The sequence below is a fragment of the Streptomyces sp. NPDC012769 genome (assembly GCF_042901205.1).
GTDB lineage: Bacteria > Actinomycetota > Actinomycetes > Streptomycetales > Streptomycetaceae > Streptomyces.
Window position 1 is genome coordinate 219,087 of record NZ_JBIBCP010000002.1, and the last position, 12,909, is coordinate 231,995.

Annotated in this window: 11 protein-coding genes; 3 read left to right on the top strand and 8 right to left on the bottom strand. The window is 71.3% G+C overall.

Annotated features, from left to right (window positions below; translation table 11 throughout):
• Positions 1-65: 65 nt before the first annotated feature.
• Together ACFY7C_RS09855 and ACFY7C_RS09860 are read left to right on the top strand one after the other, a co-directional pair.
• On the top strand, positions 66-1,673 hold the full coding sequence (locus ACFY7C_RS09855) for a beta-N-acetylhexosaminidase (RefSeq protein WP_389646580.1): 1,608 nt from the start codon (positions 66-68) through the stop codon (positions 1,671-1,673).
• Between the two features lie 66 nt (positions 1,674-1,739).
• Positions 1,740-2,702 carry a hypothetical protein gene (locus ACFY7C_RS09860; protein ID WP_389646583.1) on the top strand — a complete coding sequence of 321 codons (963 nt, stop codon included), beginning with the start codon at positions 1,740-1,742 and terminating at the stop codon, positions 2,700-2,702.
• On the opposite strand, the gene ACFY7C_RS09865 is transcribed toward ACFY7C_RS09860, so the two are convergent.
• The 7 genes from ACFY7C_RS09865 to ACFY7C_RS09895 form a co-directional block, all read right to left on the bottom strand.
• Positions 2,695-3,027 (bottom strand): hypothetical protein, encoded by a 333-nt coding sequence (locus ACFY7C_RS09865; protein ID WP_389646586.1) that lies wholly within the window; start codon positions 3,025-3,027, stop codon positions 2,695-2,697. The two genes, ACFY7C_RS09860 and ACFY7C_RS09865, sit on opposite strands and share 8 nt — an antisense overlap.
• Before the next feature lie 431 nt (positions 3,028-3,458).
• Positions 3,459-5,276, bottom strand: a complete 1,818-nt coding sequence (locus ACFY7C_RS09870) for an IucA/IucC family protein (RefSeq protein WP_389646589.1) — start codon at positions 5,274-5,276, stop codon at positions 3,459-3,461.
• Positions 5,273-5,812: a GNAT family N-acetyltransferase gene (locus tag ACFY7C_RS09875; protein WP_389646591.1), complete on the bottom strand. Its 540-nt coding sequence runs from the start codon at positions 5,810-5,812 to the stop codon at positions 5,273-5,275. The genes ACFY7C_RS09870 and ACFY7C_RS09875 overlap by 4 nt, the downstream gene beginning before the upstream one ends.
• A complete protein-coding gene (locus ACFY7C_RS09880; protein ID WP_389646594.1) occupies positions 5,809-7,095 on the bottom strand; it encodes a lysine N(6)-hydroxylase/L-ornithine N(5)-oxygenase family protein in 1,287 nt (428 codons plus the stop codon). The genes ACFY7C_RS09875 and ACFY7C_RS09880 overlap by 4 nt, the downstream gene beginning before the upstream one ends.
• A complete protein-coding gene (locus tag ACFY7C_RS09885; RefSeq protein ID WP_389646597.1) occupies positions 7,082-8,521 on the bottom strand; it encodes a pyridoxal phosphate-dependent decarboxylase family protein in 1,440 nt (479 codons plus the stop codon). Before ACFY7C_RS09885 ends, ACFY7C_RS09880 begins: the two co-directional genes overlap by 14 nt.
• Positions 8,522-8,670: 149 nt before the next feature.
• A complete protein-coding gene (locus ACFY7C_RS09890) occupies positions 8,671-9,582 on the bottom strand; it encodes a siderophore-interacting protein (protein WP_389646600.1) in 912 nt (303 codons plus the stop codon).
• Positions 9,583-9,585: 3 nt separating this feature from the next.
• Entirely contained in the window at positions 9,586-10,638 is a 1,053-nt protein-coding gene (locus ACFY7C_RS09895) for an ABC transporter substrate-binding protein (protein WP_389646603.1), read from the bottom strand.
• Between the two features lie 295 nt (positions 10,639-10,933).
• Between ACFY7C_RS09895 and ACFY7C_RS09900 the strand changes: the two genes are divergently transcribed.
• Positions 10,934-12,448 (top strand): hypothetical protein, encoded by a 1,515-nt coding sequence (locus tag ACFY7C_RS09900; protein WP_389646606.1) that lies wholly within the window; start codon positions 10,934-10,936, stop codon positions 12,446-12,448.
• 63 nt (positions 12,449-12,511) lie between these two features.
• Here ACFY7C_RS09900 and ACFY7C_RS09905 read toward each other — a convergent pair.
• A partial coding sequence (locus ACFY7C_RS09905) for an FG-GAP-like repeat-containing protein (RefSeq protein ID WP_389646609.1) occupies positions 12,512-12,909 on the bottom strand: 398 nt, incomplete at its 5' end.

Below are 12,909 nucleotides of genomic sequence, written 5' to 3' on the forward strand. Positions count from 1 at the left end.
ACGCGGTACGCATGGTGACCGTTCGGACACGCACCTGCCCGCCACCGCGCTCCCATCGAAGGGACATGCCCGTGAGACAGCGCAGAACGTTTCCGCGCCTTCTCGGTTCACTCCTCCTGATCGCCGCCGGCCTGGCGTCCCTCGGCGTGACGACCGCCCCGAAAGCCGGCGGCACCGTCGCACGGCCCCTCGGCGCCGTCGTCCCCGCGCCCGCCTCCGTCACCCCCGGCGGAGCGCCGTACACCCTCAGCCGCACCACCGCCGTCCGCGTCGGCTCCGACGACCCGCGGGTCCGGGAGATCGGCCGCTACCTCGCCGGTCTGCTCCGCCCCTCCACCGGCTATCCGCTGCCCCTCGTCGACGCCCGCGAGGCCCGCGGCGGCATCCTGCTCCGGCTCGACCCCCGCGCAGGCGCCCTCGGCGACGAGGGTTACGAACTGCGCTCCGGCCGCGGCGGCGTCACCCTCACCGCCCGCGCGCCCGCCGGGCTCTTCCGCGGGGTGCAGACCCTGCGCCAGCAGCTGCCCGCCGCCGTGGAGAGGCGGTCCCCGCAGCCCGGACCCTGGCGGATCGCCGGCGGCACCGTCACCGACACCCCGCGCTACGCCTACCGGGGCGCGATGCTCGACGTCTCCCGCCACTTCTTCACGGTCGACCAGGTCAAGCGGTACATCGACCAGCTCGCCCTCTACAAGATCAACAAGCTGCATCTGCACCTGAGCGACGACCAGGGCTGGCGCATCGCCGTCGACTCCTGGCCGCGCCTCGCCACCCACGGCGGCTCCACCCAGGTCGGCGGCGGCCCCGGCGGCTTCTACACCAAGGACGACTACCGGGAGATCGTCCGCTACGCCGCCTCCCGCTACCAGGAGGTCGTCCCCGAGATCGACATGCCGGGCCACACCAACGCGGCCCTCGCCTCCTACGCCGAGCTCAACTGCGACGGCGTCGCCCGTCCCCTCTATACGGGCACGGAGGTCGGCTTCAGCTCGCTGTGCGTGCCGAAGGAGATCACCTACGACTTCGTGGACGACGTGATCCGCGAACTGGCCGCACTCACCCCCGGCCGCTACCTCCACATCGGCGGCGACGAGGCGCACTCCACCAGCCACGCCGACTACGTCGCCTTCATGGACCGCGTGCAGCCGGTCGTCGCGAAGTACGGCAAGACCGTCATCGGCTGGCACCAGCTCACCGGCGCCCGGCCCGCGCCGGGCGCGCTCGCCCAGTACTGGGGCCTGGACCGCACCTCGGCCGCCGAGAAGGAACGGGTCGCGGCGGCGGCGCGGGCCGGGACCGGCCTGATCCTGTCGCCGGCCGACCGGGTCTACCTCGACATGAAGTACGACAAGGACACCCCGCTCGGCCTGTCCTGGGCCGGATACGTGGACGTGCGCCGCTCCTACGACTGGAACCCCGGCGCGTACCTGGCCGGAGTCCCGGAGACGGCGATCGCGGGTGTCGAGGCGCCGCTGTGGACCGAGACCATCTCCACGAACGCCCACATCGACACGATGGCCTTCCCCCGCCTGCCGGGCGTGGCCGAACTGGGCTGGTCACCGGCGGCCACGCACGACTGGGAGGCGTACCGGCTGCGGCTCGCGGCGCAGGGGCCGCGGTTCGAGGCGCTGGGGATCGCGTACCACCGCTCGGCCCAGGTGCCCTGGGAGTAGACCGGGCGTCAGCCGCCCGGCCGCGCTCTGCGTGCGGGGCCGGGCGGCTGACCGGAGACTGACGGCATGTCCGAGCCGCGAGAGGAGCCGTCCCGGCCGGCGCCTGAGCGCGCGCCCGCCCCCGGCCGCGCGTCGCCGCCGCCCCCGATGGGGACGTTCTTCGACAAGGCGGCGTACGTGGTGGCGCCGGGGACCGCTGTCATCGGCCTGCTCTACTACTTCGGCAGCCTGTACACCGACTCCTACTACGCCGCCTTCGGAGTGCCGCCGGCCGACCTTCAGCTCTCCATCCAGACGTATCTGGCCAAGAGCCCCGAGGCGGTCTTCGGCCCGGTGTGGTTTCTGCTCGTCTGCGGACTGATCGTGCTGCTCGCCCTCGGCCGGGTCGGCCATGTGCTGGCCCGTCCCGGCAAGGAACGCCAGCGGCGCCTGGTGAGCCGGTGGCTCCTCGCCGCCGGTATCCTCCTGGTGCTGCTGGGGTCCCCGTCCTTTTTCGGAGGATGGAGCCCCCTGCGCCTGCCCGAGATCTGGTGGTGGGCCCAGTTCGTGCCGCCCCTCATGGTGGCGCTGGGTGCCACGCTGGCGTTCTTCGCCGTCCAGCAGCATCTCCAGCGGAGCGCCGAGAACCCGCGCCGGCACGAGGGGACCACCGACCGGATGTGGTCCGCCGGCGGCGCCCTGCTCATCGGGTTGCTGGCCATGAGTCTGTTCTTCGGCACGACCCGGTACGTGGGGGAGGCGGGGAGGAGCGCCGCCTGGGAGGTCATGGACGGCGGACACCAGAAGAGCCTGCGAGTCGTGGTCTACTCGAGGATCCCGTTCAAGCACCACGCCAAGGACATCACCTACGAGGACCAGGGCGCCGCCAAAGGCCCGTACCGGCACCAGTACAACGGCTTCCGACTGCTCGTGAAGTCCCCGACCCGCTTCTATCTGGTCTCCCACGCCTCACGGTGGGACGACCATTTGACGGTCGTACTGCCGGACGACAACTCCGTACGGGTGGAGATGACCTCGTCCGTCAGGTGATGCCGGGGTCGGGGCTCTCGGTCGGGTCGATGGTCGGGGTCGGGTCGGTGGGCTCGGGGGTCTCGGGCGCCGGCGACGTGGTCGCCGTGGGATCGTCACCGACCGCCTGACCGGAGAAGGGCACGGTGAGGGTTTCGCCCGCGGAGGTCTCGACGGTCAGCACGCCGGAGTACGGCCCCGGCTCGTACGCCGTGACCTGCATGGTGATCTCACACGTCTCGCCGCGAGACATGGCGCCGGAGCAGCTGCCGAGATCGGCCGTCGCGTCCGCGTTGCCGCTATCGACGCTCGTGTCGACGCCCTCCAGGGTCGTCTCGCCGTCCATGCTGACAGGTACGTTGACGTACGCGGGTTCGTCCACCTGGGTCGTCGGCACCCGGACCGGGGCCGCCCGTCCGCCGCCCTTGCCCGGGAAGAGCGTGGTCCTCGGATCAGGGCTCTCCGTCGGTGTGTCCGTGGTATCCGTGGGCCCGGCCTGTCTCTCATCGGATTCGCCCCCGCAAGCGGCCGTGCCGGCAAGGCCCACCATCAGTGCCGTGCAAGCGAGTCCACGGGCGATTCGAGTCATCACGCAGCCAAGCTGCCACAGCCACCCTCCGTAGTCGACCCACCGCCCCCGTGACACAGGGTGATCGCCCGAACGGAGGGGAGCGGTCACGCGCAAGAGCGGGCGCACTTCCGAGGGACCGTCCTCGGGAGTGCGCCCGCCCTGGATGCTGCCGGCCGGCGAGGGCCTGGTGACGCCGGCCGGCGGTCTCAGTGGCGCGCGAAGGGCGCGATGGGGTTGACCAGGTCGCCGACGAGCTGGAGCGCGGCGGACGGGTCCGCCAGGTCCACCATCTGCTTGTTGTTGCGCAGCTGGAGACGGTTGAGCGCGGACAGCGCGAAGGTCTCCGCGAAGATGTCGTACTGCGCGAACCGGTCCGCCAGCTCCGGCTTGGAGTCCTGGTAGCCCTTGACGCACTCGGCGACCGCCCGCCAGAACTCGTCCTCGCCGACCACGCCCTCCGCGGCCAGCGTGGCGCCGAGGAAGCGGAAGAAGCAGTCGAAGACGTCCGTGAAGACGGACAGCAGCTTCATGTCCTCGGGGACCTCGGCACGGATCCGCTCCACCGCGGGCGGCAGCACCGCGTCCGGGTCCATGACGCAGATCTCCTCGGCGATGTCCTTGAAGATCGCCCGGGAGACCGCGCCCCGCTCGTCGAGGACGAGGATCACGTTCTCGCCGTGCGGCATGTAGACCAGGTCGTACGCGTAGAAGCAGTGCAGGATCGGGAGGAGGTAGGCGTCCAGGTACGCCCGCAGCCACTCGGCCGGGGCGAGGCCCGACTCCTTGATCAGGGCGCCCGCGAAGGACGCGCCCGCGTGGTCGACGTGCAGCAGCGAGGCCATGGTCGCGAGCCGCTCGCCCTCGGCGAGGGACGGCACCGGGGACTCGCGCCACAGCGCGGCCAGCATCTTGCGGTAGGGCGAGTAGCGGTCGGTGGCGGCCTCGTACTCCAGGTGCCGGTAGCCGATGGCCGCGCGCTCGCGGATGATCGAGAAGCGGGCCGCCTTCAGGACGGAGTCGGACTCGATCAGACCGGCCAGCCAGTCGTTGATGGCCGGGGTGGCCTCCATGTAGGCGGCCGACAGGCCCCGCATGAAACCCATGTTGAGGACGGACATCGCCGTCTTCACGTAGTGCTTGGCGGGGTCGGAGGTGTTGAAGAAGGTACGGATGGACTGCTGCGCCAGGTAGGCGTCGTCGCCCTCGCCCAGGTACACCAGCCGCTGCTGGGCGACCTCGGCGGCGAAGGTGACGGACAGCTTGTTCCACCACTGCCACGGGTGCGCCGGCATCAGCAGGTAGTCGGCGAGGTCCAGGCCCCGCTCGGCCAGGACGGCGGCGAAGCCGTCGACCGCCTCGTCGCCGAGCTCGGCACGGATGAAGGAGTCGTACTCCAGGTCCGCGCCGGCCGTGAAGGTGGCGCGGTCGCGGTGCGCGGCCAGCCACACCAGGTGGATCGGGGCGGCGGCCTCGGGGGCGTAGGCGTGGTACTCGTCGACGCCGAAGCCGAGCCGCCCGTTGTTGGCGACGAAGCAGGGGTGACCCTCGGTCATCCCGGTCTCGATCGCCTGGAAGCCGGCCCGGGCCAGCTCGGTGGCGGTGACGCGCGGCTTGGTGGCCTTGTACGCCGTACCGGACAGGGTGGAGGAGATCTCCTCCAGGTAGACCGGGAGGATCTCGTCGCTCAGGCCGAGCGAGCCGCGCAGCTCGGTGATGAACTGCAGGGCGTCGAGCGGGAGCTGCTCGCTGCCGCGGTGGCGGCTGATGGAGTCCGGGTAGACCTGCCAGTGGTCCAGGGCGAACCGGTCGGCGGTGAAGCGGTACTCGGTGCTGCCGTCGTCGCTGAGGACCCGGTAGCGGCTGTCGCCGAGCTCCTGCGGGTCGAGCAGGCGCTCGTGGGTGAACTCGGCGAGGCCCTTGCGGATCAGGGCGCGGTTGGCGTCGGCCCAGCGCTCGGGGGTGAGGTGGGCGACGGCGGCCGCGGTCTTGGCGGCCTTGGCGGTCGGGGCGGCCTTGGCGGTCATACGGCGGCTCCCGTGGCGGCCTCGAACTGGGCCCGCGTGCAGAAGCTCAGCAGGGCCTTCTTCTCCGGCTTCTGGATCTCGCGCTCGGGCACGAAGCCGACGGCCTCGTTGAGGGCGTGGACGGCGGCGTTGCGGACGTCCGGCTCGACGACCACGCGGGCGGTCGCCGGGTCGGCGAACAGTTCGGTCATCACGGCGGTGATCACCCGGCGGGTGAAGCCGTGCACCGGGGTGTCGGTGGGGGCGACGAGGAAGTGCATGCCGACGTCACCGGGGAGCGGCTCGTAGAGCCCGACCAGCTCGACCTTCGCCGGGTCGTAGCGCTCCATGAGGAAGGCGGGCTCGCCGTCCACGCTGCCTATGAAGGCGTCGTGGTGCGGGTTCGCGGCGATCGCCATGTACTCGCGCTCGACGTCCTGCAGTTTGAAGCCCTGCATCATCCAGAAGGCGGCCTTGGGGTCGGTGACCCAGGGATGGATCAGTTCCGCGTCCTTGAGGGGGTCGAGGGGGCGGATGCTGATGTCGTGCGCGGTCATACGGCGAACTCCTGGAACGCGATGGTCTTCTCGACGGGGTAGTACTCGCGACCCAGCATCTCTCCGATGATGTAGGCGTTCCGGTACGGGCCCATGCCCAGGTCGGGCGAGGTGATCGAGTGGGTGTGGACGCCGGCGTTCTGCAGGAAGACCCCGCGGCCGGTGGCGTCCACCGAGTAGTTGCGGGCCACGTCGAAGCGGCCCTGGGAGTCCCAGCGGAGGCGGTCCCTGACCGGCTCCAGGAAGGCGGGGACGGCGTACTTGTAGCCGGTGGCGAGGATCAGGCCCTCGGTCTCCAGCTCGAAGTCCTTCTCCTGCTCCTCCTGGCGGAAGCCGAGCGTGTACGTGCCGCCGGCCTCGTCGTACGCGGCGGTGTGCAGCGCGGAGTTGGTGAGCAGCCGGGTGGGGACGGGGCCGGCCAGGTTCTTCTGGTAGAGCAGGTCGAAGATGGCGTCGATGAGTTCGCCGTCGATGCCCTTGAACAGGCCCTTCTGCTCCGTCTCCAGGCGGTAGCGGGTCCGCTCGGGGAGCGCGTGGAAGTAGTCCACGTACTCGGGGGAGGTCATCTCCAGGGTGAGCTTGGTGTACTCCAGCGGGAAGAAGCGCGGGGAGCGGGTCACCCAGTTGAGCCGGTACCGGTGGACGTCGATCTCGCTGAGCAGGTCGTAGTAGATCTCGGCGGCGCTCTGGCCGCTGCCGACCAGGGTGATCGACTTCTTCTTCTGCAGCGCCTCCTTGCTCGGGAGGTAGCGCGAGTTGTGGATGAGGTCGCCGCCGAGGTCCCGGCAGGACTCGGGGACGTACGGCGGGGTGCCGGTGCCGAGGACGAGCTTGCGGCAGCGGAACGTTTCGCCGGAGGTGGTGGCGACCACGTACTCCTGCGCCGGCTCGTCGAACGTGACGGCCGAGACGGTGGTGGAGAAGCGGACGGAGGAGAGCTTCCCGGCGGCCCAGCGGCAGTAGTCGTTGTACTCGGTCCGCAGCGGATAGAAGTTCTCGCGGATGTAGAAGGAGTACAGCCGGCCCTTCTCCTTCAGGTACTGCAGGAAGGAGTAGGGGGAGGTCGGGTCGGCGAGGGTGACGAGGTCCGACATGAAGGGCGTCTGGAGGTGCGCGCCCTCCAGGAACATGCCGGAGTGCCACTCGAAGTCCGGCTTGGACTCGATGAAGAGGCCGTTCAGCTCGTCGATGGGCTCGGTGAGGCAGGCGAGGCCGAGGTTGAAGGGACCGAGCCCGATGCCGATGAAGTCGTACGTGTCGGTCGTCGTATCAGGCGTGGACAAGGTTCTCTCCCAGGTACTGCTCGGCGTGGCCGGCGATCAGATCGAGGACGGCGGCGATGTCCGCCACGGTCGTCTCGGGGTTGAGCAAGGTGAACTTGAGGTACTGCTTGCCGTCGACCTTGGTGCCGGCCACGGCTGCCTCGCCGGAGGCGAACAGGGCCTTGCGGGCGTAGAGGTTGGCGCGGTCGATGTCGGCGGGCGAGGTGACGGCCTCGGGGATGTAGCGGTAGACGAGGGTGGACAGCTGCGGCTCGACGACCACGTCGTAGCGCGGGTCGGCGGCGAGCAGCTCGAATCCGGCCCGGGCCAGGTCGCAGACCTCGTCGAAGAGCTCGCCGACGCCGTCGGCGCCCATGACGCGCAGGGTCATCCACAGCTTGAGGGCGTCGAAGCGGCGGGTGGTCTGGAGGGACTTGTCGACCTGGTTGGGGATCTGCTCGGCCAGCGTGCGGCGCGGGTTGAGGTAGTCCGCGTGGTACGTGGCGTGGCGCAGGGTCGCGCCGTCGCGGACCAGCACGGCCGAGGAGCTCACCGGCTGGAAGAAGGACTTGTGGTAGTCGACGGTGACCGAGTCGGCCCGCTCGATGCCGTCCAGGAGGTGGCGGCGGGTGGGGGAGGCGAGCAGTCCGCAGCCGTAGGCCGCGTCCACGTGCATCCAGGCGCCGTACTCGGCGGCCAGGGCGGCGATCTCGGGCAGCGGGTCGATGGAGCCGAAGTCGGTGGTGCCGGCGGTGGCGACGATCGCCATCGGGATCAGGCCCTCGGCGCGGCAGGCCTCCAGCTCGGCGGCGAGGACGACGGACTGCATGCGGCGGTGGCGGTCGACCGGGATGGAGATGACGGCGTCGGCGCCGAGGCCGAGCAGGGTGGCCGACTTCTGGACGCTGAAGTGGCTGCACTCGGAGGAGAAGATCCGCAGTTTCGAGAGGTCCTTCGTCCCGGTCTCCTCGCGGGCCAGCAGCAGCGCCTGGAGGTTGGACTGGGTGCCGCCGCTGGTGAACACGCCGTCGGCGAGCGGGCCGAGGCCGATCCGGCCGGTGGTCCAGTCGATGAGCTTGCGCTCGATGAGGGTGCCGCCGGCGCTCTGGTCCCAGGTGTCCAGGGAGGAGTTGACGGCGGAGAGCACGGCCTCGCCCAGGACGGCGGGGATCACCACCGGGCAGTTGAGGTGCGCCAGGTAGCGCGGGTGGTGGAAGTAGACCGCGTCGCGGAGGTAGACGTCCTCCAGCTCGTCGAGGGCGGCGGCGGCGTCGCCGAGCGGCCGGTCGAGGTCGACGGCGTCGACGACGGGGGCGAGCTCGGCGGGCGTGACCCCGGTGAACGGGCCGCGCGTGGTGGCGAGTTTCCTCGCCACCCGCTCCACACCTTCGGTGACGGTGCGTCGGTATGCCTCCGCCGTCGTGTCGTTGAGCAGGTGGGAGCGCATGTGGGGCCCTTCCGGGGATGAGGGGTACGCAGCGGGGGACCGAACCCCGCGAGGTCGAAAGTAAGGTTAGCCTAACCTAAGTTCAACGCACAACGGCCCCCCGGTCCTTGGAGGACCGAGGGGCCGTGCGCCCTGTGGGGGTAAAGGAGTCACGCCTCCGTCGAGGCGTCGGTCGGGGTGACCGCCGGGGCGTCCGTCGAGGCGTCCGTGCGGTCGTCTTCCTGGGTCTCGTCCGGGACCTCGCGCAGGGCGTCCTCGGACAGCCCCTTGCGCCAGTAGCCCACGAACGTCACCCGGCGCCGGTCCAGGCCGCGCTCGCGCACGAAGTGGCGGCGCAGCGCCTTCACGACACCGGACTCGCCCGCGATCCAGACGTACGGATCCGCGCCGGGCAGCTCGGCGGCCGTGATCGCCTCCACGGCGGACGGCGCGCCCTCCTCCCGCACCAGCCAGGTGATCGTCGCGTCGGCCTCGGTCGCCAGCTCCATGCGGTCGCCGGAGTAGGGGACTTCGAGGTAGACGTGGGCGCGGGTCTCGGCCGGCAGCCACTCCAGGATCGCGGAGGCGGCCGGCAGGGCCGTCTCGTCGCCCCAGATGAGGACCGAGTCCGCGTCCTCGGGCAGCCGGAAGCGCACACCCGTGTTGTCGGCCACCGCCGGCCCGAGCACGACCACCTTGTCGCCGGGCTTGGCGTGCTGCGCCCAGCGGCAGGCGGGTCCGCCGTCCTCGTGGACCGCGAAGTCGATGTCCACCTCGGCGACCGGCTCGGTGCGCTGCTCGCGGACCGTGTACGAGCGCATCACCGCCCGCTCGTCGTGCGGCATCGCCCGGTAGGCGCCCAGGATCGCGTACATGTCCGGGTCGTCCAGCGGCGGCAGCGCCGGGGCGTCCTGCCCCGGGTGCGGCAGGAAGAGGGACAGCGACTGGTCGCGGCCGCCGGCGGCGAAGCGCTTCAGGTCCTCACCGGTGAACGTGACGCGGACCAGCGACGGGCCGAGCCGCCGCGTCCGGTCGACCTGGAGCGAGAAGAACTGGAACGGGGCGGTCTCGGCGTTCGTCATGGGTCAGGACACCTTCTTGGCGTTCTCGAGGGCCTTCGCCAGGTCCTCCAGGAGCGGGGCGCACTTGGCGTACGAGTAGATCGGCTCGGTCACGCGCGGGATCACCTGGCCGGCCTTGACGGCGGGCAGCGCGGCCCAGGTCGGCTTGGCCTTCAGGGCCTCCGGCTGCAGGGCCGAGGTGCGGTTGTCCAGCATGATGATGTCGGCCTGGTACTTGTCGACGTTCTCCCAGCTCAGGCCCTCGAACCAGCCGCCCTGGTCGAGCTTGGTGGGCGTGACGATGTTGACGCCCAGCTCCTTGAAGTAGAGCGTGTCGGTCGGGCGGACCGGCGTGGAGACGTAGAAGAGGTCCGGGGAGCCGGAGCCGATGAGGACCTTGATGTCCTTCTTGCCCTGGGCGGCCTTGCGCAGGCGCTCGGCGGCGGCCTCGAAGCGGGCCTTGTCCGCCTTGATCTGCGCGGTCTGCACGTCGGCGCCGAGCGAGGCGGCCAGGTCGGCGTGGCGCTGGAGCACGGACGGCATGGACTTGTCGGCGGCCCACAGGGCGACGCTCGGAGCGATCTTGAGGATCTTCTCCTTCTGCTCCGCCGGGACGTACCAGAGGTCGTTCTTCTCCCACATGTCCGTGATGAGGAGCTCGGGCTGGAGCTTGAGGTACTCCTCGATCTTGAACTCGCCCCAGACGTTGCCGATGACCGTGACCTTGGCGATGTCGAGGTCGCCGGCCTGGACGTCCGGCTTCTTCGCCTTGGTCTTCGGGTCCTCGACGTAGGTCGGGCCGAACACGCCCTTGACCTCGACGCCGAAGTCCTTCAGGGCGGCGGCGGTGCCGGTGAAGGCGACGATGTTCTTCGGGGTGGTCTTGGCCGTCGCCTTCTGGCCACGGTCGTCGGTGAACTCCCACGGACCGGCCTTCTCACCGGTCTTGGCGGAGCCGCCGTCCTTGGCGCCACCCTTGTCGCCGCAGGCGGCGAGCGCGGCGCCGAGCCCGAGGGCGCCGCCCGCGGCAAGCAGGCCGCGGCGGGTGAGGGAAGTGGCTCGGGCGTTGCTGGGCATGGCGATGTCGCTTTCGGTACGAGCCGGGGTCGGCCTGGGCAAGTCGAGGGTAGGTTAGCCTAACCTCATCCCGATCAACAGGGCGGGGATGGCCGAAAACGAGTGAGGCCCGCCACCCGGGACCCGGCACGACGGAGGCACCGGGACCCGTCCCGACGGCGCCCGCCCCCGGTGCGCCTGCCCTGCAACGGACCGTCACCCCGACGGTCCGGCATGGGTCTGACGGAGTGACGCCCCCGCCCCGCACGGTAAGTCGCCTGGCCGTCGGACACCGGCCGCCAGCAGCGTGGACCGGATGAGCCCCCGCACCGTTCCCCTGCCGAGACCGTCGGCCCCCGACACCGATCGACCCCGACCCACCGGTTTTCGGCCGCCGCGCACCGCACTCGGACCGGCCGCCGTCGCCGCGCTGTTCACCCTGGCCCAACTCGCCCTCGTCATCCCCGGATCCGGCCTCGGCTGGGACGAGGCGGTCTACGTCAGCCAGGTCGGCGGCAACGCCCCGCCCGCCTTCTTCAGCGCCCCCCGCGCCCGGGGCATCACCTACCTCGTCGCCCCGGTCGCCGCCGTCACCGCCTCCACCACCGCGATCCGCGTCTACCTGGCCCTGCTGTCCGGAGCCGCCCTGTTCGGCGCGCTGTGGATCTGGCGCCGCCTCCTGCCGCCCGCCGTGCTCACCGCCGCCGGCGCCCTCTTCGCCAGTCTGTGGATCACCCTCTTCTACGGCCCGCGCGTGATGCCCAACCTCTGGTGCGCGTTCGGCGCCCTCGCCGCCGTCGGCTGCTTCCTGCGCGCCACCACGACCACCAGGCCGAGGAACCCGCTCCTCGGCCTCGGCGCCGCCCTCTGCGCCGTCACCCTGCTACGACCCGCCGAAGGACTGTGGCTCACCCTGCCGCTCCTCGCGGCCGCACTGCTCGTGCCCGCCTGGCGCCGCCGGCCGGCGGTGTTCCCCGCGCTCCTGGCCGGCCCGCTGCTCGGCGCGCTGCCGTGGATCACCGAGGCGTACGCGCGGTACGGCGGCCTCGCCGCGAGGCTGCGGCGCGCCGACGAGATCCAGGGCTCGCTGGGCTGGTACATGTCCGTCGACGACCATGTGCGGGCCCTGGCCGGCCGCACCCTGTGCCGGCCCTGCGACGTGCCCTGGGAACACCCGGTCACCGCCCTGTGGTGGTTCGTGCTGCCGATCGCCGTCGCCGCCGGCATCGCCGCCGCCTTCCGCGCCGGGCGGGGCGCCCCCGCCGTCCTCGCCACCGCGACCGCGCTCTCGCTGGCCGCCCCGTACCTCTTCACGGTCGGCTACGCGGCCCCCCGCTTCCTCCTGCCCGCCTACGCCCTGCTGGCCCTGCCCGCCGGCGAGGCGCTGATCGCCCTGGTCCGGAAGGTCGGCGGGGCCCGGCGGCCGGCGGCCCTGGGACTGCTCACCGGCCTCCTCCTCGGCCACCTCGCCGTCCAGTACGCCGTGCTCACCGGCGCCTCGGCCAACAGCCGCTCCGCCCACACGCACTTCACCTCCATCGCCGCCGCCCTGCACGGGCACGGCATCCGGCCGCCCTGCCTGGTCAGCGGCGAGGAGTACGTGCCGGTCGCCTACCACACCGGCTGCGCCTCCCGCGCGATCGGCGGCCACGACGCCGCCATCACGCCGCAGGGCATCACCGACGCCGCCCGCCGCATGCCGGTCGCCGTCCTGGTCCCGGCCGGCGCCGCCCCGCCCGCCCACGCGCGCGGCTGGCGTTCGGTACGGCTGCCGTCGGGGCCGGGGTGGGACCGCTTCGACGCGTACGTGTCGACGGGGCCGGGGCGGTGAAACGGGGCGTGCCCGCCGCACAGGGAGGGGTGCGGCGGGCACGTTCAGTGGGAGTGGGGCGCCTCAGGCGAGGTCGCTCGCTATCCAGTTCCAGCTGCCGACGCTGGTGCTGTCCCAGGACATCACCGGGTTGGCGAAGTCGGTGCCGGTGCTGGTGAACTTCCACAGGCCGGTGCGGTTGATGCCGTTGTCCTGGTTGCCGTAGTTGTAGAGGACGCCGACGTCGGTCTTGCCGTCGCCGTTGAAGTCGCCCGAGGTCACCTTACTGGCCTGGCCGTTCCAGCTGCCGGTGCCGGAGTCCCACTTCTTCGACGGGTTGGTGAAGTCGGTCCCGGTGCTGGCGAGGGTCCACAGGGCGGCCTGGTTGCGGCCGTCGGTGGCCTGGCCGTTGTCGTACAGGATGCCGATGTCGGACTTGCCGTCCCCCGTGTAGTCCCCTGCCACGACCTTGGACCGGTCCC

Coding starts and splice junctions, on each gene's coding strand:
- ACFY7C_RS09900 (WP_389646606.1), top strand. CDS start 10,934: ATGAGCCCCCGCACCGTTCCCCTGCCGAGACCGTCGGCCCCCGACACC.
- ACFY7C_RS09890 (WP_389646600.1), bottom strand. CDS start 9,582: ATGACGAACGCCGAGACCGCCCCGTTCCAGTTCTTCTCGCTCCAGGTC.
- ACFY7C_RS09870 (WP_389646589.1), bottom strand. CDS start 5,276: ATGACCGCCAAGGCCGCCCCGACCGCCAAGGCCGCCAAGACCGCGGCC.
- ACFY7C_RS09885 (WP_389646597.1), bottom strand. CDS start 8,521: ATGCGCTCCCACCTGCTCAACGACACGACGGCGGAGGCATACCGACGC.
- ACFY7C_RS09855 (WP_389646580.1), top strand. CDS start 66: ATGCCCGTGAGACAGCGCAGAACGTTTCCGCGCCTTCTCGGTTCACTC.
- ACFY7C_RS09865 (WP_389646586.1), bottom strand. CDS start 3,027: ATGGACGGCGAGACGACCCTGGAGGGCGTCGACACGAGCGTCGATAGC.
- ACFY7C_RS09875 (WP_389646591.1), bottom strand. CDS start 5,812: ATGACCGCGCACGACATCAGCATCCGCCCCCTCGACCCCCTCAAGGAC.
- ACFY7C_RS09895 (WP_389646603.1), bottom strand. CDS start 10,638: ATGCCCAGCAACGCCCGAGCCACTTCCCTCACCCGCCGCGGCCTGCTT.
- ACFY7C_RS09860 (WP_389646583.1), top strand. CDS start 1,740: ATGTCCGAGCCGCGAGAGGAGCCGTCCCGGCCGGCGCCTGAGCGCGCG.